Source organism: Streptomyces sp. SirexAA-E (assembly GCF_000177195.2).
Classification (GTDB): domain Bacteria; phylum Actinomycetota; class Actinomycetes; order Streptomycetales; family Streptomycetaceae; genus Streptomyces; species Streptomyces flavovirens.
On sequence record NC_015953.1, the window covers coordinates 6,505,765 to 6,529,255 of the forward strand.

General features: G+C 71.7%; 17 protein-coding genes. 11 read left to right on the forward strand and 6 right to left on the reverse strand.

Features of this window, described 5'->3' with window-relative positions:
- Positions 1-3 precede the first annotated feature (3 nt).
- The 3 genes from SACTE_RS28435 to SACTE_RS28445 all read right to left on the reverse strand — a co-directional run bounded on the left by SACTE_RS28435 (position 4) and on the right by SACTE_RS28445 (position 2,973).
- Positions 4-966 carry a LysR family transcriptional regulator gene (locus tag SACTE_RS28435; RefSeq protein ID WP_014049466.1) on the reverse strand — a complete coding sequence of 321 codons (963 nt, stop codon included), beginning with the start codon at positions 964-966 and terminating at the stop codon, positions 4-6.
- Positions 967-1,076: 110 nt separating this feature from the next.
- Positions 1,077-1,928: an NmrA family transcriptional regulator gene (locus SACTE_RS28440; protein WP_014049467.1), complete on the reverse strand. Its 852-nt coding sequence runs from the start codon at positions 1,926-1,928 to the stop codon at positions 1,077-1,079.
- A 73-nt stretch (positions 1,929-2,001) separates the two neighbouring features.
- Positions 2,002-2,973 carry a hypothetical protein gene (locus SACTE_RS28445; protein WP_014049468.1) on the reverse strand — a complete coding sequence of 324 codons (972 nt, stop codon included), beginning with the start codon at positions 2,971-2,973 and terminating at the stop codon, positions 2,002-2,004.
- 176 nt (positions 2,974-3,149) lie between these two features.
- Here SACTE_RS28445 and SACTE_RS28450 point away from each other — a divergent pair, with 176 nt between their 5' ends.
- Together SACTE_RS28450 and SACTE_RS28455 are read left to right on the forward strand one after the other, a co-directional pair.
- A complete protein-coding gene (locus SACTE_RS28450) occupies positions 3,150-3,746 on the forward strand; it encodes a TetR/AcrR family transcriptional regulator (protein ID WP_014049469.1) in 597 nt (198 codons plus the stop codon).
- Positions 3,747-3,935: 189 nt separating this feature from the next.
- The gene (locus SACTE_RS28455) at positions 3,936-4,880 is read left to right on the forward strand and encodes an AraC family transcriptional regulator (protein ID WP_014049470.1); all 945 of its coding nucleotides are present in this window, start codon (positions 3,936-3,938) and stop codon (positions 4,878-4,880) included.
- Positions 4,881-4,961: 81 nt separating this feature from the next.
- Here the strand turns inward: SACTE_RS28455 and SACTE_RS28460 are convergent, their stop codons facing one another.
- Positions 4,962-5,798, reverse strand: coding sequence for an aldo/keto reductase (locus SACTE_RS28460; RefSeq protein WP_014049471.1), 837 nt, complete (start codon positions 5,796-5,798; stop codon positions 4,962-4,964).
- A 134-nt stretch (positions 5,799-5,932) separates the two neighbouring features.
- Positions 5,933-7,732, reverse strand: coding sequence for an AMP-dependent synthetase/ligase (locus tag SACTE_RS28465; protein ID WP_019993018.1), 1,800 nt, complete (start codon positions 7,730-7,732; stop codon positions 5,933-5,935).
- A 441-nt stretch (positions 7,733-8,173) separates the two neighbouring features.
- Between SACTE_RS28465 and SACTE_RS28470 the strand changes: the two genes are divergently transcribed.
- A complete protein-coding gene (locus SACTE_RS28470; protein ID WP_014049473.1) occupies positions 8,174-9,235 on the forward strand; it encodes a bile acid:sodium symporter family protein in 1,062 nt (353 codons plus the stop codon).
- 70 nt (positions 9,236-9,305) lie between these two features.
- Here SACTE_RS28470 and fdhD read toward each other — a convergent pair whose 3' ends face one another.
- Entirely contained in the window at positions 9,306-10,154 is an 849-nt protein-coding gene (gene fdhD, locus SACTE_RS28475; RefSeq protein ID WP_014049474.1) for a formate dehydrogenase accessory sulfurtransferase FdhD, read from the reverse strand.
- A 337-nt stretch (positions 10,155-10,491) separates the two neighbouring features.
- On the opposite strand from fdhD, the gene SACTE_RS28480 reads away from it, so the two are divergent.
- The 8 genes from SACTE_RS28480 to SACTE_RS28515 all read left to right on the forward strand — a co-directional run bounded on the left by SACTE_RS28480 (position 10,492) and on the right by SACTE_RS28515 (position 23,386).
- Positions 10,492-11,442 (forward strand): beta-ketoacyl-ACP synthase III, encoded by a 951-nt coding sequence (locus tag SACTE_RS28480; RefSeq protein WP_014049475.1) that lies wholly within the window; start codon positions 10,492-10,494, stop codon positions 11,440-11,442.
- 152 nt (positions 11,443-11,594) lie between these two features.
- On the forward strand, positions 11,595-12,776 hold the full coding sequence (locus SACTE_RS28485) for an ROK family transcriptional regulator (RefSeq protein ID WP_019993017.1): 1,182 nt from the start codon (positions 11,595-11,597) through the stop codon (positions 12,774-12,776).
- Positions 12,777-13,116: 340 nt separating this feature from the next.
- Entirely contained in the window at positions 13,117-14,646 is a 1,530-nt protein-coding gene (locus tag SACTE_RS28490; RefSeq protein WP_014049477.1) for a sugar ABC transporter ATP-binding protein, read from the forward strand.
- Positions 14,643-15,692: an ABC transporter permease gene (locus SACTE_RS28495; protein WP_014049478.1), complete on the forward strand. Its 1,050-nt coding sequence runs from the start codon at positions 14,643-14,645 to the stop codon at positions 15,690-15,692. The genes SACTE_RS28490 and SACTE_RS28495 overlap by 4 nt, the downstream gene beginning before the upstream one ends.
- An 89-nt stretch (positions 15,693-15,781) precedes the next feature.
- On the forward strand, positions 15,782-16,819 hold the full coding sequence (locus SACTE_RS28500) for a substrate-binding domain-containing protein (protein ID WP_014049479.1): 1,038 nt from the start codon (positions 15,782-15,784) through the stop codon (positions 16,817-16,819).
- A gap of 47 nt (positions 16,820-16,866) precedes the next feature.
- Positions 16,867-18,093 carry a Gfo/Idh/MocA family oxidoreductase gene (locus SACTE_RS28505; protein WP_014049480.1) on the forward strand — a complete coding sequence of 409 codons (1,227 nt, stop codon included), beginning with the start codon at positions 16,867-16,869 and terminating at the stop codon, positions 18,091-18,093.
- Between the two features lie 223 nt (positions 18,094-18,316).
- On the forward strand, positions 18,317-19,318 hold the full coding sequence (locus SACTE_RS28510; RefSeq protein ID WP_014049481.1) for a sugar phosphate isomerase/epimerase family protein: 1,002 nt from the start codon (positions 18,317-18,319) through the stop codon (positions 19,316-19,318).
- Positions 19,319-19,675: 357 nt separating this feature from the next.
- Positions 19,676-23,386 carry a ThuA domain-containing protein gene (locus tag SACTE_RS28515; RefSeq protein WP_014049482.1) on the forward strand — a complete coding sequence of 1,237 codons (3,711 nt, stop codon included), beginning with the start codon at positions 19,676-19,678 and terminating at the stop codon, positions 23,384-23,386.
- Positions 23,387-23,491: the final 105 nt, after the last annotated feature.

Sequence of the window (23,491 nt, forward strand, 5' to 3'; positions counted from 1 at the left end):
GCCTCACGGCGCCGGGCCGAAGCGCGGATGGGCGGCCAGCCAGCCGGCGTAGCTGTCGCTGCGCCGCACCGCCTCCGCGTACGCCGAGCGGGTGTGCCCGCTCACCGCGCCGGCCGTCGCCTGCGCCGTGGGTGAGCGGGGATGCCTCCCGAGGAGGTGACGCCACGTCAGCGGCGAGCCCACCAGGGGTCGGGTCACCAGGCCGGGCGTCGGCGGGAACGTGGCCCGGCACAGTCCGACCGCCCGCCCCACCTGAACCAGGTGCACGACCGACACCGTGTCCGTCTCGTACACCGACACCGGGGTGAAGCCGGCCCGGGCGCACGCCGTGGTGAAGCAGTCCGCGAAGCATCCGTCACCGGGCACGTCGGCCCAGCATTCACCCGCGAGGGAGGAGAGTTCCAGCTCGGGGAGCCCGGCCAGCGGGTGGTCCTCGGGCAGCATCACGAACACCGGGTCGACGCCGATGACCTGCCAGTGGAGCCGGTCGGCCAGGGGCGGGGCGCTCTCCCCGCAGGCGCCGATCAGCGCGAAGTCCAGCCGGCCGTCGATCAGCAGCGAGGCGATCTCCGCCACCGACCACGAGGTGTGGGTGGTCACCGGTGCCGTCGGGTGCGCGGCGGCCAGCCGGTCGACCAGGCCGCCGAGCAGCGGGCCGTGCGTGCCCCCCAGCCGGAACCGCTCCACGGCCGCCGAGGCGTTGGCGAAGCGCACCGCCTCCTCCTGCAGCTCGCTCACGGCCGGCAGCACCACCCGGGCCCGCTCCAGGACCAGTTCGCCGAGCGGAGTGGGTCGCGCCCCCGTGTGGTCACGGTCGAAGAGCGGCCCGCCCAGCGACTTCTCGATCCTGCGCAACTGGGCGCTGAGCGCGGGCTGAGCGAGCCCGAGGGCTGCGGCGGCCTTGGTGAGACTGCCGGTGTCGGCAATGGCCCTTACCGTGCGCAGATGTCGCAACTCCAGCTCCATGAGCGCACGTTATGGTGGCGGACACCCACCGGCAATACGTCGTGCACCCGTTCCGGGGGCACGATCCGGACGCCGGCCGGCTGCGGGGCCGGCGCGCGCACGGTCCCGGCTCACCCCCGCCAGCGGCCCTGCCCGGCGGCCTCCCGCGCGAACGTCGTGAAGTCCTTGGCGTCCCTGCCCAGCGCGCGCTTCACCCCGTCCGCCGGCGCCGCGTTGTGCCCGTCGAGCAGCATCGTGAACAGCCCGGCGAGGAAGGCCGCCTCGCCCGCCGGGACCCCGTGGCCCTCCAGGGCCGCCGCGTACCGCGGACCGGTCACCGGCGTGTACCGCACCTCGCGGCCCGTCGCACGGGTCAGCTCCGCCGCCACCTCGTCGAACGTCAGCGGCCGTGGGCCCGTCAGCTCATGGACCACTCCGGTGGCGGCCTCCCCGGTGAGGGCGGCCACCGCCACGTCCGCCAGGTCGTCCGCGTCCACGAACGGCTCGGCGGTGGTGCCCGCGGGGAAGACCAGCTCACCGGCGCGTACGTCCTCCAGGAGCGCCCCCTCACTGAAGTTCTGCGCGAAGAAGGCCGAGCGGAGGACGGTGAGTTCCACGTCCCCCGCCGCGTCCCGCAGCGCCTCCTCGGCGACCACGGCCCGCGGTTCGCCGCGTCCGGAGAGCAGCACGATCCGCCGCACCCCGTTCGCGGCCGCGATCCGGCCGAAGGCCGCCATCGCCTCGGGGGCGCCCGGGGCCGCGAGATCCGGGTGGTAGGCGACGTACGCCGCGCCCGCGCCCCGCAACGCCGGGGCCCAGCCCGATTCGTCCTGCCAGTCGAAGGGGACGTCTCCGGTCCGCGAACCCGACCGGACCTCCAGCCCGAGGGCGGTGAGCCGCTCCACCACGCGGCGGCCGGTCTTGCCGGTGCCGCTCGTCACCAGCACGGTGTCCCGCTCGTGTCGTCCTGTGTTCGTCGTCATGGTTCAAGGCTCGCCGGTACGCCGGGCCTCCGACATCTTCGAGCGGCTCGACTCCATACGCGTACGTCCATGGCTACGCGGGAACCTGCCCGGCCTCCTTGGACTCGACGCGTCCGAGCGGCACGGGGGCGGTCGTCAGCGCCTCGCACGCCGTCTTCCACGCGGTGTCCCCGGAATGGAGCTCCGAGCGGAGGTAGGCCGAGGTGAGCCGCTGGACCGTGGCCACCCGCTCGGGATTCTCGTCGGTGGTCTCGGCGACGTCGTATCCGGAGACCCCGCCGAGCCCGTGCTCCGCGCCGAACAGGGTGAGCAGGGACTTGGGACCGGGGGAGAGGACGTACGGGTCGGCGTGCCAGTCAGGGCCCTGAACCGTCAGATGGGGGGAGTCGTCCCTGTCGCCGGCGACCACCAGCGCGGGCGTCGACATCGTGGAGAAGTCCGTGGTCAGGAAGAAGGAGAGGTGCTCCGCCGCGTACGGGCTCAGGGCGTCGCCGCCCCTTCCGGGCGCGGCCAGCAGGACGCCCGCCTTGATCCGGGGCTCGGTCAGGTCCACCTCCGTCCCGTCCTGCGGATCGGTGAGCCTGGCCCCGAGCAGCAGGCTCGCGGTGTGGCCGCCCATCGAGTGCCCGGCCACGGCGACCCTGTCGCGGTCCAGCCGCCCGTGCAGCTGCGGGACGGCCGCCTCGATCGCGTCCAGTCCGTCCAGGACGCGCGTCATGTCCTCGGCCCGTGACCGCCAGAACAGGGGTGCCCCGGGGGTCGCGGGATCCAGCCGCAGCGTCGCCGAGCTGAGATGGGTGGGCTGGACGACGACGAAGCCGTGCGCCGCCCAGAAGTGGGCCAGGGGGGCGTAACCGTTCATCGAGGAGAGGTGGTTCGAGCGGCCCTGCCCGTGCGAGAGCAGGATGACCGGCAGCTCGTCGCCGGTCACGGGCGCCGAGACCCGTACCTCCAGGTCCACGGCCCGGCCGGGAGCCGGCAGTACCACCGGGCCGGCCGAGAGGACCGGAGAGGGAGAGCCGAAGGCGTCGGCGGATGAGGCCATGAGGTGTGTTCCCTTCCGAGGGCCGTCTCGCCGCCGGTCCCGTGCGAGCGGCGGCGGGGGGAGGCGGCCATGAGCGTCCGCCGTCGGGTATTCTTCAAGCGGAACGACGTTCCGATTAATATACGGAGCAGTGTTCCGCTTTGTCAACGACCGTCGGACGTCGCAAGGAGGACGTGGTGCCCGCTTCAAGCCCCTCGGGGGAGGTGCCGGCCCGCGGCAAGCGGGCGGACGCGCAGCGCAACCGGCAGACGCTGCTCTCCGCCGCCGCCGAGGTGTTCGTCGCCTCCGGTGTCGATGCGCCGATCCGCGAGATCGCCGCCAGGGCGGGCGTCGGCATGGGGACGATCTACCGCCACTTCCCGACACGGGCGGACCTCGTCGTCGCCGTCTACCGGCACCAGGTCGAGGCCTGCGCCGAGGCCGGTCCGGTCCTGCTGGCCGAGGCCGACTCGGCGTCCGAGGCGCTGGGCCGGTGGGCCGCCCTCTTCGTCGACTTCCTGGTCACGAAGCACGGCCTGGCCAACGCGCTGCGATCGGACAGCGGCGGCTTCGACGCCCTGCACGCCTACTTCCTCGACCGGCTGGTGCCCGTGTGCGGCGAACTCCTCGACGCGGCGGCGGCCGCCGACGAGATCAGGCCCGATGTCGAGGCCTACGAACTGATGCGGGGGATCGGCAACCTCTGCGTCGGAGATGACAACGACCCCCGTTATGACCCCCGCCGGCTGGTCGGCGTACTCCTCGACGGACTGCGGCGGCCCCACTCGTCGTGACGCCGGCCGAGCGGCCCCCGGCGAGCGGGCAGGGCTGCGCGGCGGTCGACGGCGTGATGCGGGGAAGGCGCCCACACCCATGAGCACGGAGCGCCGCGATCCCGTGGTCGCCGCAACTCCGTGCTCCTCTTCCTTGGCTCGGTGCCACCGTGCGCACGACCTCTTGTCCCGGTCCGTACGCTGGCCCGCATGGACGCACTCGCCGGCCTCCTCGACGGACCACGCGCCAGAGGCGCCTTCCTGCTGCGGATGGTGATGGACCCGCCCTGGTCGGTACGGATCGAGGACCGCGCCCCGCTCTGCCTGATGTCCGTGACTCGGGGAGAGGCGTGGGTCCTCCCGGCGGACGGGGCCGAGCCCGTCCGGCTGCGCCCCGGGGACGTCGCCGTCGCCCGCGGTCCCGCCCCGTACACCGTCACCGGCACCCCCGGCACGGACCCGCACGCCCGCATCGGGCCGGGCGGCCTCTGCACCACCCTGCGCGGGGAACCCCTGGCCGAATCCATGCGGTTGGGCGTGCGCACCTGGGGCAACGCCTCCGACGGCGCGACCGCCGTCCTCGTGGGTACGTATCTCCTCGACGGCGAGATCAGCCGCCGTCTGCTGGACGCCCTGCCCCCGCTGCTCGCCCTGGGCTCCGACGACCGGAGCGGCCCGCTGCTGGCACTGCTGGACACCGAGATCGCCAGGGACGAGCCCGCCCAGAGTGTCGTCCTGGACCGCCTTCTGGACCTGCTGCTGATCGCCGTGCTGCGTACCTGGTTCGCCCGGCCCGGCGCCGAGGGACCCGCCTGGTACCGGGCGATGGGCGACCCGGTGGTGGGGCGGGCGCTCAGGCTCCTGCAGAACGAGCCGGCCCACCCCTGGACCGTCGCTGCCCTGGCCGCGCGGACCGGGGTCTCCCGGGCCGGGCTGGCGCGGCGGTTCACCGAGCTGGTCGGGGAGCCGCCGATGGCGTACCTCACCGGGTGGCGGCTCGCCCTGGCCGCCGACCTGCTCCGGGAGACCGACGCCACGGTCGAGTCGGTCGCCCGCAAGGTCGGCTACGGCGGCTCGTTCGCCTTCAGTACCGCCTTCAAGCGGGTACGCGGACAGAGCCCCCAGGAATACCGCGGCCGCAAAGGGGCTCGCTGAAACGGCTGCCGGACTCGCCCCGGGGCACCGATGCGGAAGGAGGCGGCGCCCCCGCCGCAGCGGGGGCGCCGCCGGTGCGCGTCAGGCGCCGAGGTTGAACTCGGCCGGGTCGGAGCCGGTGCGCCTGCCCTCGTCGAGTGCGGCGAAGGCCGCCAGGTCGTCGGAGTCCAGCTCGAAGTCGAACACGTCGATGTTCTCCGCGATGCGCGCGGGCGTCACGGACTTGGGGATCACGACGTTGCCCGTCTGGAGGTGCCAGCGGAGCACCACCTGCGCGGGGGACCGGCCGTGCTTGCGCGCGACGGCCACCACGGTCGGGACCTCCAGCAGGCCCTTGCCCGAACCGAGCGGCGACCAGGCCTCGGTGGCGATGCCGTGCTCCACGTGGAAGGCGCGGGCCTCGGCCTGCTGCAACTGCGGGTGCAGCTCGATCTGGTTGATCACCGGCACGACGGACGTCTCACCCATCAGACGCTCCAGGTGCGCCGGGTAGAAGTTCGAGACGCCGATGGACCTGGCGCGGCCGTCGGCGAGGATCCGCTCGAAGGCCTTGTACGTGTCGACGTAGGCGTCCTTGGCCGGGACCGGCCAGTGGATCAGATACAGATCGACGTAGTCGAGGCCCAGCTTGTCCAGGGAGGTGTCGAACGCGCGCAGCGTGGAGTCGTACCCCTGGTCGGTGTTCCACAGCTTGGTGGTGACGAACAGCTCCGCGCGCGGCACACCGGAGGCGGCGATGGCCTTGCCGGTGCCCGTCTCGTTCCCGTAGATCGCGGCGGTGTCGATGCTCCGGTACCCGGATTCCAGGGCGACGGTCACGGCCTCGGTGGCCTCGTCGTCCGGCACCTGCCAGACACCGAAACCGAGCTGGGGCATCTCGAGGCCGTTGTTCAGGGTGAGGGAGGGGACCTGGCTCACGAGCAGTCGATCCTTACGTCGTCGGTTGGTTCTCGCAGGTCCAACGAACGGCAGGGCCCGAGCATTCCCTCGGGGGAGACATCCGGCGAAGAGCCGGGGCAAATATGCTGACGCTCCGTCAGATCGCGTGCCTGTCAGCGGTACAGGGCGTCGACCTCGGCCGCGTACGCCGTCTCGATCGCCTTGCGCTTCAGCTTGAGCGACGGGGTCAGCAGGCCGTGTTCCTCGCTGAACTGGTGCGCCAGGATCCGGAACGTACGGATGGACTCCGCCTGCGAGACCGCCGTGTTCGCGGCCACCACGGCCCGTCGGACCTCCATCTCCAGGTCGGGATCGCGCACCAGCTCGGCGGCGCGCATCGGCGCCCTGCCCTGCATGGCGAGCCAGTGCTCCACCGCCTCCTGGTCGACGGTCACCAGCGCCGCGATGTAGGGCCGGTCGTTGCCGACGACGATGCACTGCGCCACCAGCGGATGGGCCCGCACCCGCTCCTCCAGGCCGCCGGGTGCCACGCTCTTGCCGCCCGACGTCACCAGGATCTCCTTCTTGCGCCCGGTGATCGTGAGGTAGCCGTCCTCGTCCAGGGCGCCCAGATCGCCGGTGGCCAGCCAGCCGTCGTGCAGCACGGCTCCGGTGGCCTTGGGGTCGCCCAGGTACCGGGAGAAGACGTTGGCGCCGTGCACCCACACCTCGCCGTCCTGCGCGATGTGCACGGTGGAGCCGGGGATCGGCCGGCCGACCGTGCCGTAGCGGGTGCGCTCGGGCGGATTGGCCGTCGCCGCCGCCGTGGTCTCGGTCAGGCCGTACCCCTCGTAGACTGCGACGCCGGCGCCGGCGAAGAAGAGGCCCAGGCGCCGGGCCATGCCCGAGCCGCCCGACATGGCGTGCCGCACCCGGCCGCCCATCGCCTCGCGCACCTTCCGGTAGACGACCTTGTCGAAGAACTGGTGCTGCATCCGCAGCCCCGCGGAGGGACCCGGCCCCCTGCCGAAGGCCCGCTCCTCCATCGCCTCCGCGTACTTCACCGCGACCTCGACCGACTTGTCGAACGGGCCGACCCGGCCCTCGGCCTCGGCCTTCCGCCGCGCCGCGTTGAAGACCTTCTCGAAGATGTACGGCACCGCCAGGATGAACGTGGGCCGGAACGACACCAGGTCCGGCATCAGCGCCTTCGCCGACAGCTCCGGCTGATGGCCGAGCTTCACCCGGCCGCGCAGCGCCGCGATCTCCACCATGCGGCCGAAGACATGGGCGAGCGGCAGGAAGAGCAGGGTCGCGGCCTCGTCCCCCGGCTTCGAACGGAACACCGGGTGCCAGCGGGCCACCATGGTGTCGGCCTCGAACATGAAATTGGCGTGGGTGATCATGCACCCCTTGGGCCGGCCCGTGGTGCCGGAGGTGTAGATCACCGTCGCCACCGATTCGGGGGTCACCGCCCGCCGGTGGCGGTGCACCACCTCGTCGTCGACCTGCGCCCCCGCCTCCACCAGCTCCCGCACCACGTCGGCGTCCAGTTGCCACAGCCGCTTCAGATTCGGCAGCCGGTCGATCACCGAGCCGATCGTCATCGCGTGGTCCTCGTGCTCGACCATCACGGCCGCGACCTCCGCGTCGTGCAGCATCCAGAGCACCTGCTCGGCCGAGGACGTCGGGTAGATCGGCACGGACTGGGCGCCGACGGTCCAGAGCGCCAGGTCGAAGAGCGTCCACTCGTAGCGCGTACGGGACATCAGGGCGACCCGGTCGCCGAACCGCACCCCATGGGCGATGAGCCCCTTCGCCAGGGCCAGCACCTCGTCGCGGAAGGCGGCGGCGGTGACGTCCTGCCACCGGCCGTCCTCGTCCTTGCGGGCGAGGGCGATCCGGTGCGGATCCTCCTCGGCGAAGTCGAAGACGGTGTCGGCGAGACCGCCTACTTGAGGGGCGGCGGCCATGGGTGGGACAGTGAACTCGCGCAATGACCTGCTCCTTGTGGCGCTCCGCACGGCGCCGCGACGCTACCCCACCGAAAGCGCCCAGGGGAGGGTCCGAACTCTCCGGAAAAGGTGGCATCTGCACTGGTCAGCCACCGAAATCAGGCCAGATGGGCAAGGCTCGGGCGCACTTCTGACCGCAGGGTAAGTAGCTCGCGCGGGAATCTCCACCGAATCTGTACGCGGTGCTTACGCGGTTCGCCGCCCGCACCCGGCCCACCTGCCCGGCCCCACACGGCCTCGGGCCGACCCTGCCCGGCCCGGCGGACCGTGACGAGCGTCGCAGCGGGGGGCGGGTTCCGCGAGGGCGATCACCGGGAGCAGGATGGACGGGCACGCCCGCGCCCTCCAAGGCACGGCCTCGCGCACCCGGAACCGCCGACCCCCGAGAGCACGGAGCACATGAACCGCCCCACCCTGAGGCTGCCGTCCTGGCTGCCGGTCGACCTGTACATCCTGGCGATCATCGGCACGGTGGTGCTCGCGGTCCTGCTGCCCGTCTCGGGCACCGGTGCCGAGGTGGCCGGCGGAGCCTCGACCGGTGCGGTCGCCCTGCTCTTCTTCCTGTACGGGGCGCGCCTGTCGACCGCCGAGGCGCTGGACGGGCTCAAGCACTGGCGTCTCCACCTCACCGTCCTGGCCTGCACCTTCGCGGTCTTCCCGCTGCTGGGGCTGGCGAGCAGGGGGCTGGTGCCGTACGTACTGACCCCGCAGCTCCAGGAGGGTTTCCTCTTCCTGTGCCTGGTCCCCTCGACCATCCAGTCCTCGATCGCCTTCACCTCGATCGCGCGCGGCAACGTACCGGCCGCGATCTGCGCGGGATCCTTCTCCAGCCTCGCCGGGATCCTGCTCACCCCGCTCCTGGCCGCCGTCCTGCTCGGCAACAGCGCGGGCGGTTTCTCGGCGGAATCGCTGGTCCAGATCGTCCTCCAGCTGCTGGTGCCCTTCCTCGCCGGGCAGCTGCTGCGCCGCTGGGTCGGCGGCTTCCTCACCCGCCACCGCACGCTCCTGGGATACGTCGACCGGGGCTCGATCCTGCTCGTCGTCTACACGGCGTTCAGCGAGGGCATGGTCGCCGGCATCTGGCACCAGGTCACCCCGCTCCGCCTCGGCGGCCTCCTCGCCGCCGAGGCCGTGCTGCTGGCCGCGATGCTCGCGCTGAGCTGGTACGGGGCGAAGCGGCTGGGCTTCGCACGGCCGGACCGGATCGCCATCCAGTTCGCCGGGTCGAAGAAGAGCCTGGCCGCCGGGCTGCCGATGGCCAGCGTGCTGTTCGGCGCGCACGCGAGCCTCGCGGTGCTGCCGCTGATGCTCTTCCACCAGATGCAGCTGATGGTCTGCGCGGTCATCGCGAAGCGCCGCTCCCTCGACCCGCTGCCGGAGAACGGGGCGGCGCGGGACGCCACCGGCCCGGCGCGGGGCGGTGCCGAGGCGCCGTCCCACCGGGACTCGGCCCCGGCCTGACTCGGCCCCGGCCTGACTCGGCCCCGGCCCCGGTCTGTCTCAGCTCCGGTCTGTCCCGGCCCGGTCTGTCTCAGCTCCGGCCGACCGGCGCGTCCAGCGCGACGCGGTGGTCCCCGGCGTACACGTTCATCGACGCGCCCCGCAGGAAGCCCACCAGCGTCAGCCCGCTCTCGGCCGCCAGGTCCACGGCCAGCGACGACGGCGCCGAGACCGCCGCGAGCACGGGGATCCCGGCCATCACCGCCTTCTGCGCCAGCTCGAACGAGGCGCGCCCCGAGACCAGCAGGATCGACCGCGTCAGCGGCAGCCGCCCGTCCGTCAGGGCCCGGCCCACGAGCTTGTCCACCGCGTTGTGCCGGCCCACGTCCTCCCGGATGTCCACGAGCTCGCCCTCGGGCGAGAACAGCGCCGCCGCGTGCAGTCCGCCGGTCCGGTCGAACACCCGCTGCGCCTCGCGGAGCCGGTCGGGCAGGGCGGCCAGCAGCTCGGGCGTGACCCGGACCGGGGGAGTGTCGGCGACGGGATGCCGCGTCGTGGTCCGTACGGCGTCGAGACTGGCCTTGCCGCACAGCCCGCAGGACGAGGTGGTGTAGACGTTCCGTTCCAGGGTGATGTCGGGGACCACGACGCCCGGGGCGAGCTTCACGTCCACCACGTTGTAGGTGTTCACGCCGTCGGAGGTCGCCCCGGCGCAGTACACGATCGACTGCACCTCGGATCCCTCGCCGATCACGCCCTCGCTCACCAGGAAGCCCGCCGCCAGGGCGAAGTCGTCGCCCGGAGTGCGCATCGTGATGGCGAGCGGCTTGCCGTTCAGCCGGATCTCCAGGGGTTCCTCGGCGACGAGCGTGTCGGGGCGGGTGGTGACCACCCCGTCCCGGATGCGGATGGTGCGCCGGCGCTCCGTGACCCGTCCCATAGCCGATCAACCCGTTCCTGTACGTGGTGGAGGCCCGAACAGCCCTTCGTACAGAGCCTGCCACGGGTCGCCCGGAAGCCGTACGCGAGGTCGGAGCCGGTGGACCGGTCGGGTGCCGTTCCCAGGCACGCGTTCCGGTTGCCCGGTGGGGTGGCACGGGTGGACGACCGGATCGGCGAGGGCGGTGTTCGGGGGCGTGTTCGGGGAGATGTTCGAGTCGCTGTTCGGGACGCTCCAACCCACGGACGATATTCCTGTCGGGTTACGTGCCTCTGTACCGATCAGTAGCAACCAAGACTGGTGAATTCCTGCCATTCGTAGCGAGGGGAACCCGTACATGACCGGCTCACGTGTCGTGGCGCTCGGCCACTACCAGCCCGCCAAGGTGCTCACCAACCACGACCTGGCGGGCATGGTGGACACCAGTGACGAGTGGATCACCAGCCGGGTCGGCATCAGGACCCGGCACGTGGGCGGGCCGGACGAGCCCGTGGACGAGATGGCGGCGCACGCGGCGGCCAAGGCGCTGGCCGCCGCCGGTATGCAGCCGGGCGACATCGACCTGGTCCTCGTCGCGACCTCCACCGCCATCGACCGCTCGCCCAGCATGTCGGCCCGTGTCGCGGCCCGGCTCGGCATGGGCTCGCCGGCCGTCATGGACATCAACGTGGTCTGCTCCGGGTTCACCCACGCCCTCGCCACCGCGGACCACGCGATCCGGGCCGGGTCGGCCACCCGTGCCCTGGTCATCGGTGCCGACAAGATGGGCGACATCGTCGACTGGACCGACCGCACCACCTGCGTCCTGATGGGCGACGGTGCGGGCGCCGCCGTCGTGACCGCCGACCCGGACGCCGGTGACCGGCCCGGCATCGGCCCCGTCCTGTGGGGCTCGGTGCCGGAGATGGGCAACGCCGTACGGATCGAGGGCACGCCCCCGCGGTTCGCCCAGGAGGGCCAGGCCGTCTACCGCTGGGCCACCACCCAGCTGCCGCCGATCGCCCGCAGGGTCTGCGAGCGCGCAGGGATCACCCCGGAGGACCTCGCCGCCGTGGTGCTGCACCAGGCCAACCTGCGGATCATCGAACCGGTCGCCAAGAGGATCGGGGCCGTCAATGCGGTGGTGGCGCGGGACGTGGTGGACTCCGGCAACACCTCGGCCGCGTCGATCCCGATGGCCCTGTCCAAGCTGGTCGAACGCGGTGAGGTCGTCAGCGGTGCCCCCGTCCTGCTCTTCGGCTTCGGCGGCAACCTTTCGTACGCGGGGCAAGTGATCAGCTGCCCCTGAACGGACAGAGCGCCCCGATCTTTGTCCTGAGTGTGGAGAAAGTTGGTGCGGATTCCTGCTCAACTTCTTCCCACTCCGGTGAAGCGCTGCTACGTTCCCCATCGAAAGCCCGACGGAACTGGCCGTGTGGCGGGGAGGGACGCGTGAGACGTATGACGGCACGACCCGCGAACACGCACCAGGCGCGACTGCTCAGGCTGCTGCGCGACGGCGGGCCCAACTCCCGGGCGCAGCTCGGGGACCGGATCGACCTCTCCCGGTCGAAGCTCGCCGTCGAGGTCGACCGGCTGCTGGAGACCGGACTCGTGGTGGCCGACGGACTCGCCGCATCCCGCGGCGGACGCCGTTCCCACAACATCCGGCTCGCCCCGCAACTGCGGTTCCTGGGCGTCGACATCGGGGCCACCTCCGTCGACGTCGCCGTCACCAACGCCGAACTGGAGGTGCTCGGTCACCTCAACCACCCCATGGACGTACGCGAGGGGCCCGTCGCGGTCTTCGAACAGGTCCTGGTCATGGCGGCCAAGCTCCGCGCCTCCGGGCTCGCCGAAGGGTTCGACGGCGCGGGCATCGGGGTCCCCGGGCCGGTGCGCTTCCCCGAGGGCGTGCCGGTCGCCCCGCCGATCATGCCCGGCTGGGACGGCTTCCCCGTCCGCGAGGCGCTCAGCCAGGAACTGGGCTGCCCCGTCATGGTCGACAACGACGTGAACCTCATGGCCATGGGGGAGCAGCACGCGGGCGTCGCACGCACCGTGGGCGACTTCCTCTGCGTCAAGATCGGTACGGGCATCGGCTGCGGCATCGTCGCCGGCGGCGAGGTCTACCGCGGTACGACGGGCAGCGCCGGCGACATCGGCCACATCCAGGTGGAACCCGACGGGCGCGCCTGCGCCTGCGGCAACCGGGGCTGCCTGGAGGCCCACTTCAGCGGCGCGGCCCTGGCCCGCGACGCCGAGGACGCGGCCCGCGCCGGGCAGTCGACGGAGCTCGCCGCCCGTCTGGAGTCGGCCGGAAAGCTCACCGCCGTCGACGTGGCCGCCGCCGCGGCCGCGGGCGACGCGACCGCGCTGGACCTGATCCGAGAGGGCGGCAACCGGGTCGGCCAGGTCATCGCGGGGCTCGTCAGCTTCTTCAACCCGGGCCTCGTCGTGATCGGCGGCGGGGTCACCGGGCTGGGCCACAACCTGCTCGCCAGTGTCCGTACCCAGGTCTACCGGCAGTCCCTGCCGCTGGCCACGGGCAATCTCCCCATCGTCCTGGGGGAGCTGGGTCCGGTCGCCGGAGTGACCGGTGCGGCCCGGCTCATCAGCGACCACCTGTTCTCGCCGGCCTGATGTCGGGGCCGGTGCGTGTCGCGTCACCCGCGCAGTACCGCCCCGTCCCCGGGGCGCTGTTCCGACCCGTGTCACAGCACCGCGTCCGTAGCACCGCTCCGTACCCGCAGCGCCGTTTCTCGTCCGTAGCACCGCTCCGTACCCGCAGCACCGCTCTTCGTCCGTAGCACCGCTCCGCCACCGCGTCACCGCACCGCGTCACCGCACCGCGCCACCTCCACCAGCAGTTCCGTCAGCAGTACGGCACCGCCGGCACTGCGCCCTGCCCGCTCACCGGCCGTCCCCAGGCTCTCGGCTCCGCCCGAGCAGGGGAGACCCCGTTCGCCGAGGGGATTTCGTCATGGCACCAGAACCACCACCCCTGCTCACGATGTCCGGCATCACCAAGTCGTTCCCCGGTGTACGCGCCCTCGACGGCGTGGACCTCGAGGTGCAGGCGGGCGAGGTCCACTGCCTCCTCGGGCAGAACGGCGCCGGCAAGTCCACCCTCATCAAGGTGCTCGCCGGAGCCCACCAGCCCGACGACGGGTCCATCACCTGGCAGGGCGCACCCGTCCAGCTCTCCTCGCCGATCACCGCGATGCGCCTCGGGATCGCGACCATCTACCAGGAACTCGACCTGGTGGAGGGCCTGTCGGTCGCCGAGAACGTCTTCCTGGGCCATGAACCCACCACCGCGGGCTTCGTCGTCCGCACCCGTGAGGCCAGGACCGCGGCCGCCGCGCTCCTGCGGCGGCTTGGCCACCCGGAGATCGACCCCGCCCGGGAGGTCGGCGACCTCTCCGCCGCCCACCAGCAGATCGTCTCCATGGCCCGCGCGCTCTCCCACGACGTACGCCTCATCGTGATGGACGAACCGTCCGCCGCACTCGACCCCGACGAGGTCGACAACCTCTTCCGCATCGTCGAGGGGCTCACCTCGGACGGCGTGGCCGTCGTCTACATCTCGCACCGGCTGGAGGAGATCCGCCGCATCGGGGACCGGGTGACCGTGCTCAAGGACGGCAGGGCCGTCGCCGTCGGGCTCCCCGCCTCGTCCACCCCCACCCGCGACATCGTCGCCATGATGACCGGCCGCGACGTCGAGTACGTCTTCCCGCCGCGGCCCGCCCCCGGCGCCCCCCGGGCCACGACGCAACCCGTGCTCACCGTCGAAGGGCTGCACCGGCGGGGCGAGTTCGAACCCGTGGACCTGGAGCTGCGCCCCGGCGAGATCGTCGGCCTCGCCGGACTCGTCGGCTCCGGGCGCTCCGAGATCCTGGAGACGATCTACGGCGCCCGCCGGCCCACCGCCGGCCGCGTCCAGGTCGCCGGCACCCCGCTGCGCCCCGGCAGCGTCCGGGCAGCCGTCGCCGCCGGGATCGGCCTCGCCCCCGAGGAACGCAAGGCGCAGGCACTCCTGCTGACCGAGTCGGTCACCCGGAACGTCTCCCTCTCCGCACTCTCCCGGTTCGCCCGCGGCGGCTGGCTCGACCGGGGCGCCGAGCGTACGGCCGCCCGGAGGGCCACCCGCGAGCTGTCCCTGCGCCCCGACAACCCGGACGCCGCCGTCCGCACCCTGTCCGGCGGCAACCAGCAGAAGGCGGTCCTGGCCCGCTGGCTGCTGCGCGGCTGCCGGGTCCTGCTGCTCGACGAACCGACCCGCGGCGTGGACGTCGGCGCACGCGCCGAGCTCTACGCCGTGATCCGGCGGCTGGCCGACGAAGGCCTCGCCGTCCTGCTCGTCTCCAGCGAAGTGCCCGAAGTGCTGGGCCTCGCCGACCGGGTGCTGGTGCTCCGCGAAGGCCGCGTCGTACACCAGGCCGACGCCCAGGAGCTCGACGAGCACCGCGTACTCGACCTCGTCATGGAAGGGAGCCCGACGTCATGACACAGCCCGCACCGTCGGCGCAGCACCAGGGGCCCGGGAAGGGGCACCCGAGCGCCCCCGCCGCCCCGCCCTCGAAACAGGGATCCGGCTCGCGTGCCCTCGGCCTCCGCGTCGACGTACGCAACCTGTCGCTCCTCGGCGTCCTCGCGGTCCTGGTGGCCGTCGGCGGCATCACCGAGCCGGACGCCTTCCTGGACACCGGCAACCTCCAGTTGATCCTGACGCAGGCCTCCGTCATCGGGGTCGTCACCGTCGGCGTGACGTTCGTCATCATCAGCGGCGGCATCGACCTGTCCGTCGGGGCGATGGTCGCGCTGGCCTCCGTCTGGGCGACGACACTGGCCACCCAGGAGTACGGCTTCGCGGGGATCCTGTTCACCGCCGTGGTCGTCGGACTCGCGGCCGGGCTGGTCAACGGGCTCCTCATCGCCTACGGGGGGATGGTCCCCTTCATCGCGACGCTGGCCATGCTCGCCTCGGCACGCGGCCTGGCGCTGCAGATCACCGACGGCAAGACGCAGATCGTGACGGTGCGTTCGGTCCTGGACCTCGGTCTGCCCGACAGCTACGTCCTGGGCATCCCCCCGCTGGTCCTCGTCTTCGCCGCGGTCACCGTGGCCGGCTGGCTGATCCTGAACCGGACGACCTTCGGACGCCGTACGGTCGCGGTCGGCGGGAACGCCGAGGCGGCCAGGCTCGCCGGCATCGACGTACGCCGGCAGCGGCTCTACCTCTACCTGTTGTCCGGGCTGTGCTGCGGCATCGCCGCCTTCATGCTGATCATCCTGTCCGGATCGGGCCAGAACACCAACGGCAACCTGTACGAACTCGACGCCATCGCCGCCGCGATCATCGGCGGAACGCTGCTGAGCGGCGGGCGGGGCACGATCATCGGGTCCGTCCTCGGCGTCCTGGTCTTCACCACGATCACCAACATCTTCGCTCTCAACAACCTGCAGAGCGACGTCCAGCAGATAGCCAAGGGCGCGATCATCGTCGCGGCCGTCCTGGTCCAGCGCCGCACGCTCCGCGGCGGAGAGACCTGAGCCCCGCTCGCGTCACGGAGCACCGCTCACCCCACTGATCACCACCCGCAGTTCCGCATGCCACGCACCGGATGAAGGGTTCGACAGCCATGCCAGAAACCAGCCGCAGAGGACTGCTCTTCGGCACCGCGGCCGTCTCCGCGGGAGCCTTCCTCACCGCATGCACCAGCAACGAGCCCAAGGAGAAGACGCCCGCGCAGGACAACCGGCCGGCCGCCGACGACACCGCGGGCAAGCCCGTCACCATCGGCTTCGCCGGACCGCAGGCCGACCACGGCTGGCTCAACGCGATCAACGTCCAGGCCAAGTCGCGCGCGGAGAAGTACTCCGAGGTGACCTTGGAGACCACCGAGGGCTCCAACGACACCGCCGCCCAGATCGGCCAGGTCAAGACCCTCATCAACAAGAAGGTCGACGTCCTGGTCGTCCTGCCCGCCGACGGGAAGGCGCTCACCCAGGTCGGCCTGGAAGCCATGAGGGCCGGCATCCCCGTCGTCAACCTCGACCGGGTCTTCGCCTCCCCGCAGGCCTACCGCTGCTGGGTCGGCGGCGACAACTACGGCATGGGCCTCAACGCCGGGCACTACATCGGCGAACAGCTCAAGGACAAGGCGAACGCCAAGGTCGTCGAGCTCGCCGGGATCGACAACCTGGAGCTGACCAAGCAGCGCAGCCAGGGCTTCGCCGACGCCCTGAAGAACTACTCCAACGTCAAGCTGGTGGCCCGTCAGGCGGCCGACTTCACCGTGGAGTCCGGGCAGGCCAAGATGGCGCAACTGCTCCAGGCACAGAAGCAGTTCGACGCCCTGTGGAACCACGACGACGACCAGGGCGTGGGCGCGCTGCGCGCCATCGAGCAGGCCGGCCGCGACGAGTTCATCATGGTCGGCGGCGCGGGCGCCAAGTCCGCCATGGACGCCATCAAGGCCGGTAACACCGTCCTGAAGGCCACGGTCCTCTACCCGCCGACGATGGCCGCCTCCGCCATCGACCTGGCCCGCGCGCTCGGCCAGAGCAAGGGCGTCGCCGGCCTCGCCGAGATGGAGATCCCCACCTCCGTGACGTTGTACTCGGCCGTGGTCAGCAAGGACAACATCGACCAGTACCTGCCGACGGGCTTCAGCTGATCCGGCCCCGCCGCCGCCACCGAACCACCGACGAGGAGGAAGTCCGCATGGCCCGTAGGGAAGAGACGGAGCAGGAGGCCGGGGCGTCGCCGCCGGCACACCGGCCGACGCTCGGTGTCGGCATGGTCGGATACGCGTTCATGGGCGCCGCCCACTCACAGGGCTGGCGCACCGCGGGACACGTCTTCGACCTGCCGGTGAGACCGGCTCTCGCCGCGATCTGCGGACGCGACCGCACCGCGGTCGAGGCCGCGGCCACCCGCCACGGGTGGGCCGCGGCGGAGACCGACTGGCGTGCCCTGATCGCCCGGGACGACGTGGACCTGGTCGACATCTGCACCCCCGGCGACAGCCACGCGGAGATCGCCATCGCCGCCCTGGAGGCGGGCAAGCACGTGCTGTGCGAGAAGCCGCTCGCCAACACCGTCGCCGAGGCGGAGGCCATGGCCGAGGCCGCCGAACGCGCGGCGGCCCGCGGCCAGGTGGCGATCGCGGGATTCAACTACCGTAAGGTGCCCGCCCTCACCTACGCGCGTTCGCTGATCGCCGACGGCAGGCTGGGCACCCTGCGGCACGTGCGGGCCACCTACCTCCAGGACTGGCTCGTGGACCCCCTGTCGCCGTTGACCTGGCGGCTGAAGCGCGAGCACGCCGGTTCGGGCGCGCTGGGAGACCTCGGGGCGCACATCGTCGACCTCGCCCAGTACCTGGCCGGGGAGCCGCTCGTGGGGGTCTCCGCCGTGAGCGAGACGTTCGTCCGCGAACGCCCTCTGCTCGCCGGAGGCGGGGCCGGACTCTCCGGTACCGCGGACAGTGCCGCGCGGGGGGCGGTCACTGTCGACGACGCGGCACTGTTCACGGGCCGGCTGGCGTCCGGCGCGCTGGCCTCCTTCGAGGCGACCCGGATGGCGGCCGGCCGGAAGAACGCCCTCCGGCTGGAGATCAACGGGCAGCTCGGATCGATCGCCTTCGACCTGGAACGGCTCAACGAGCTCTCCTTCCACGACCACACCGAGCCCGCCACGACCGCGGGATTCCGGCGGATCCTCGTCACCGAACCCGAGCACCCTTACCTGGAGGCCTGGTGGCCGCCGGGCCACGGGCTCGGCTACGAGCACACGTTCGTGCACCAGGCGCGTGACGTGGTGCGGACGATCACCGAGAAGACCGCCCCCGTGCCGTCGTTCGCCGACGGGCTCCAGGTGCAGAGGGTGCTGGCCGCCGTCGAGGAGAGCGCCGCCAAGAACTCCGTCCACACCCCGGTCCCCTTCTAGGGCGTGTTTCGAGAGCCCCGCTGCCCGGCGACGCCCGGCACGCATTCCGCCAAGGCCTTGAGGGCCGGCGGGCCCCGTCCGCGTCGTCGGGACCACCCCGGTACATCCGGTACATCCGGTACCCGGGCGACCCTCCGCCTTGCGACCGCACACACCAGACGCCGCCGGACCCGCCCTCCGGGCGGACGGCGCTACTTCCGGAACACGCCCTAGGAGGTCCCGCATGCCCCGCCCCTTCACGCTCTTCACCGGCCAGTGGGCCGACCTGCCGCTCGAAGAGGTCTGCCGGCTCGCCCGGGACTTCGGCTACGACGGTCTCGAACTCGCCTGCTGGGGAGACCACTTCGAGGTCGACAAGGCGCTCGCCGACCCCGGCTACCTCGACGGCCGACGGCAGCTGCTCGACAAGTACGGCCTGAAGTGCTGGGCCGTCTCCAACCACCTGGTGGGCCAGGCCGTCTGCGACAACCCCATCGACGAACGCCACCAGCAGATCCTGCCCGCACGGATCTGGGGGGACGGGGAGCCGGAAGGCGTACGCCGGCGTGCCGCCGAGGAGATCAAGGACACCGCACGGGCCGCCGCCGCCTTCGGCGTCGACACCGTGATCGGCTTCACCGGGTCCTCGATCTGGCACCTGGTCGCCATGTTCCCGCCGGTGCCGCCGCACATGATCGAACGCGGCTACCAGGACTTCGCGGATCGCTGGAACCCGATCCTGGACGTCTTCGACCAGGAAGGGGTCCGCTTCGCCCACGAGGTCCACCCGAGCGAGATCGCGTACGACTACTGGACCACGCACCGCGCCCTGGAGGCGGTCGGCCACCGGCCCGCGTTCGGGCTGAACTTCGACCCGAGCCACTTCGTGTGGCAGGACCTCGACCCGGTCGCCTTCCTGTACGACTTCCGGGAGCGGATCTACCACGTGGACTGCAAGGAGGCCCGCAAACGCCTCGACGGCCGCAACGGCCGCCTGGGCTCCCACCTGCCGTGGGGCGACCCGCGGCGCGGCTGGGACTTCGTCTCCGCCGGACACGGGGACGTGCCCTGGGAGGACGTGTTCCGGATGCTGCGGTCCATCGGGTACGCGGGACCGGTCTCGGTGGAGTGGGAGGACGCGGGCATGGACCGGCTGGCGGGCGCGCCGGAGGCGCTGACCTCCCTGAAGCGGTTCGACTTCGACCCGCCGAGCGCGTCGTTCGACGCGGCCTTCGGGGGCGGCTGACCCAGCCGGAGGCGGCCCGGGGGCCGGACCGGCGGGTCCGGTTCCCGGGGCCGCGCCCCGACGGGCGGCGGGGGAGTGGTGGCTTGCGTGTCCACGGCCCGGGGCATCGGCACCAGCCGACGGGCCGCCTCGCCCTGCCCACATCCCGCTTTGTCCTGGCAAGGGAAAAAGCTCGGCCCAACTCGTGCGTAAGCCCTTTCCGTCACGGACGAACAGGTCTACCGTCCCCTTCGTGTACACGACATGACTCGCGTAACCCGGGCCTCACCGCGCCCCGGGCCACGAGCGCGGCAGTCCCCGCGCGCAACGGATACGGCTCCACCCGCCCGTACAACCGGCACTCTCCGGAGGACGCACGTGCACAGAAGCAGCAGACGGCTCCGCGCCCGAAAAACACTCGCACTCCTGACCGGCGGACTGCTCGCCGCCGCCACCCTCAGCCTCGGCTCCCCGGCCGCGGCCGATACCCCCGCCGAAGGCGCCACCAGCCGGGCGGCCGACGCCGCCGAGGACTTCCAGCAGGTCACCCTGGCCAAGGGCGCCGCCGAGACCGGTGAGCCCATCTCGCTGGCAGTGCTCCCCGACCGCAGCGTGCTGCACACCTCGCGCAGCGGCGAGCTGCGGATCACCGACAGCGCCGGCAACACCCGCATATCCGGCACCATCCCCGTCTACTCGCACGACGAGGAAGGGCTCCAGGGCGTCGGCATCGACCCCGGGTTCGCCGAGAACCGGGCGATCTACCTGTACTACGCGCCCCCGCTGGACACGCCCGACGGTGACGCCCCGGAGAACGGCACCGCCGAGGACTTCGCGAAGTTCGACGGGGTCAACCGGCTCTCCCGCTTCACGCTGAACGAGGACGGCACCCTCGACAGCGGCAGCGAGAAGAAGGTCCTCGACATCCCCACGACCCGCGGCATGTGCTGCCACGTGGGCGGTGACATCGACTTCGACGCCGAGGGCAACCTGTACCTCTCGACGGGCGACGACTCCAACCCGTTCTCCTCCGACGGCTACTCGCCGCTGGACGACCGGGCGGACCGCAACCCCGCCTTCGACGCCCGCCGCACCTCCGGCAACACCAACGACCTCCGTGGCAAGATCCTGCGCATCAAGGTCGCCGACGACGGCTCGTACACCGTCCCCGACGGCAACCTCTTCGCCCCGGGCACCGACAAGACCCGTCCCGAGATCTACGCGATGGGCTTCCGCAACCCGTTCCGCTTCAGCGTGGACCAGGCCACCGGCATCCTGTACGTCGGTGACTACGGCCCCGACGCCGGCGCCGCCGACCCGAACCGCGGACCGGCCGGACAGGTCGAGTTCGCCCGGGTGACGAAGCCCGGCAACTTCGGCTGGCCGTACTGCACCGGCGACAACGACGCGTACAACCGCTACGACTTCGCCACCGGCACCTCCGGCGCGAAGTTCGACTGCGCCGCCCCGAAGAACGAGTCGCGCCACAACACCGGCCTGGTCGACCTGCCGCCCGCCGAGGCCGCCTGGATCCCGTACGACGGTGGCTCGCTGCCCGAGTTCGGCAGCGGTTCCGAGTCCCCGATGGGCGGACCCGTCTACCGCTACGACGCGGACCTGGACTCGCCGGTGAAGTTCCCCGAGGAGTACGACGGGGACTTCTTCGCCGGGGAGTTCGGCCGGCAGTGGATCAAGCGCATCGAGCAGGACGCCGACGGCACGGTCCGGTCGATCAACGACGTCCCGTGGACCGGCACCCAGATCATGGACATGGCCTTCGGCCCCGACGGGGCGCTCTACGTCCTGGACTACGGCCTGTCCTGGTTCGGCGGCGACGAGAACTCCGCGCTCTACCGCATCGAGAACGCCACCGGCGGCCGCTCACCCATCGCCGAGGCCTCCGCGAACAAGACCTCCGGCGTCGCGCCCCTCAAGGTGAAGTTCTCCTCGGAGGGCACCACCGACGGGGACGGCGACGCCCTCACGTACGCCTGGGACTTCGGTGACGGCGGCACGTCGACGGCCGCCAACCCCACCTACACGTACAAGAAGAACGGCACGTACACCGCCACCGTCACCGCCGAGGACCCCACCGGGCGCACCGGATCGGCCAGCGTGCACGTGACCGTCGGCAACACCGCGCCCGTCGTCGAGATGCACTTCCCGTCCGACGGCCAGCTCTTCGAGTTCGGCGACGAGGTGCCCTTCGAGGTGACCGTCACCGACCCGGAGGACGGCACCGTCGACTGCGCGAAGGTCGAGGTCAAATTCACCCTGGGCCACGACAGCCACGGGCACGACATCACCACCGCGCACGGCTGCGAAGGCACCATCAAGACGGCGATGGAGGGCGGCCACGACCCCAACGCCAACATCTACGGCGGCATCTCGGCCTCCTACACCGACGGCGGGGGCGGCGGCCAGGCCGCGCTGACCGGCCGTGACCAGGCCAAGCTCCAGCCGCGCCACCGGCAGGCCGAGCACTACGACGCCTCGTCCGGTGTCACCACCCCGAACAAGACCAGCGCCCACGGCGGCCGGACCGTCGGGGACATCCACAACGACGACTGGATCTCCTTCACCCCCTACATCCTCGACGGCGCCACCAAGCTCACCGCCCGCACGTCCTCGGCCGGCGCGGGAGGCTTCCTGGAGGTACGGACCGGATCGCCCACCGGCAAGATCCTCGGCTCCGCCCCCGTCCCCGTGACCGGCAGCTGGGACACCTTCCAGGACATCGACGTGCCGCTGCGCGGCGCGCCGAAGAAGGCCACCGAGCTCTTCCTCGTCTTCAAGGGCGGTGACGGGGCGCTCTACGACGTGGACGACTTCGAACTGTCGAACAGCCCCGTGGACAAGACCGCCAAGCGCGTCCTCGTCTTCTCCAAGACCGGCGGCTTCCGCCACGACTCGATCCCCGAGGGCATCGCCGCGCTCAAGGAACTCGGCAAGGGCAGCAACATCACCGTCGACGCCACCGAGGAGGCCGGCCAGTTCACCACCAGCAACCTGGCCCGCTACGACGCCGTCGCCTTCCTGTCCACCACCGGTGACATCCTGAACGCCGACCAGAAGAAGGCGTTCGAGAACTTCGTCTCCACCGGTGGCGGCTACATGGGCATCCACGCGGCCGCCGACACCGAGTACGACTGGGAGTTCTACGGCGGACTCGTCGGCGCCTACTTCTCCTCCCACCCGCAGATCCAGCCCGCGACCGTCCGGGTGGAGAACCACGACCACCCGGCGACCGCCCACCTGGACGACGCCTGGGACCGCACCGACGAGTGGTACAACTACCGCACCAACCCCCGGGACAAGGCCCAGGTCCTCGCCACCCTGGACGAGACCACCTACACGGGCGGCACCATGAAGGGCGACCACCCCATCGCCTGGTGCCAGACCTACCAGGGCGGCCGCTCCTTCTACACCGGTCTCGGCCACACCAAGGAGTCCTACGCCGAACCGGAGTTCCGCGCACACCTGCTGGGCGGGCTGCGCTACGCCGCCGGACAGGTCAAGGCCAACTGCAAGCCGGACACCGGCTACCGGTCGATCTTCAACGGCAAGACGCTGGAGGGCTGGAAGCAGGCCGGTCCCGGGAAGTTCGACGTCGTCGACGGGGAGCTGCGCTCCGAGGGCGGCATGGGGCTGCTGACCTACCAGGCCAAGGAGCTGAAGGCGTACTCGCTGACGCTCGACTGGAAGCTGGCGGGCGACGACAACTCCGGCGTCTTCGTCGGCTTCCCGGAGTCCGACGACCCGTGGTCCGCGGTGGACAACGGCTACGAGGTCCAGATCGACGCCACCGACGCGGCGGACCGCACCACCGGCGCCGTCTACACCTTCAAGTCGGCCGACATCAAGGCCCGTGACCGGGTCCTGAGGCCGCCGGGCCAGTGGAACAGCTACGAGATCCGGGTCCAGGGTGAGCGGCTCCAGGTCTTCCTCAACGGAGCGAAGATCAACGACTTCACCAACACCGACCCGGCCCGCAGCCTCAAGGACGGCTACATCGGCCTGCAGAACCACGGGGCCGACGACCACGTGTCCTTCCGCGACATCCAGCTGAAGGAACTGCCCTCCGCGTAAGGCATCCATCCAGGGCCCGACGTCCGGACCGAGCCGGCCCGGTCGAGGGACCCAGGACGGCCGTCCGCGCGGGCAACCGCGACGACGGTGGGCGGGGCGGCCACC

Excerpts from the sequence above, each read along its gene's own strand:
- SACTE_RS28435 (WP_014049466.1), bottom strand. The coding sequence starts at position 966 with ATGGAGCTGGAGTTGCGACATCTGCGCACGGTAAGGGCCATTGCCGAC.
- SACTE_RS28440 (WP_014049467.1), bottom strand. The coding sequence starts at position 1,928 with ATGACGACGAACACAGGACGACACGAGCGGGACACCGTGCTGGTGACG.
- SACTE_RS28445 (WP_014049468.1), bottom strand. The coding sequence starts at position 2,973 with ATGGCCTCATCCGCCGACGCCTTCGGCTCTCCCTCTCCGGTCCTCTCG.
- SACTE_RS28455 (WP_014049470.1), top strand. The coding sequence starts at position 3,936 with ATGGACGCACTCGCCGGCCTCCTCGACGGACCACGCGCCAGAGGCGCC.
- SACTE_RS28465 (WP_019993018.1), bottom strand. The coding sequence starts at position 7,732 with ATGGCCGCCGCCCCTCAAGTAGGCGGTCTCGCCGACACCGTCTTCGAC.
- SACTE_RS28470 (WP_014049473.1), top strand. The coding sequence starts at position 8,174 with ATGAACCGCCCCACCCTGAGGCTGCCGTCCTGGCTGCCGGTCGACCTG.
- fdhD (WP_014049474.1), bottom strand. The coding sequence starts at position 10,154 with ATGGGACGGGTCACGGAGCGCCGGCGCACCATCCGCATCCGGGACGGG.
- SACTE_RS28480 (WP_014049475.1), top strand. The coding sequence starts at position 10,492 with ATGACCGGCTCACGTGTCGTGGCGCTCGGCCACTACCAGCCCGCCAAG.
- SACTE_RS28485 (WP_019993017.1), top strand. The coding sequence starts at position 11,595 with ATGACGGCACGACCCGCGAACACGCACCAGGCGCGACTGCTCAGGCTG.
- SACTE_RS28490 (WP_014049477.1), top strand. The coding sequence starts at position 13,117 with ATGGCACCAGAACCACCACCCCTGCTCACGATGTCCGGCATCACCAAG.
- SACTE_RS28495 (WP_014049478.1), top strand. The coding sequence starts at position 14,643 with ATGACACAGCCCGCACCGTCGGCGCAGCACCAGGGGCCCGGGAAGGGG.
- SACTE_RS28500 (WP_014049479.1), top strand. The coding sequence starts at position 15,782 with ATGCCAGAAACCAGCCGCAGAGGACTGCTCTTCGGCACCGCGGCCGTC.
- SACTE_RS28505 (WP_014049480.1), top strand. The coding sequence starts at position 16,867 with ATGGCCCGTAGGGAAGAGACGGAGCAGGAGGCCGGGGCGTCGCCGCCG.
- SACTE_RS28510 (WP_014049481.1), top strand. The coding sequence starts at position 18,317 with ATGCCCCGCCCCTTCACGCTCTTCACCGGCCAGTGGGCCGACCTGCCG.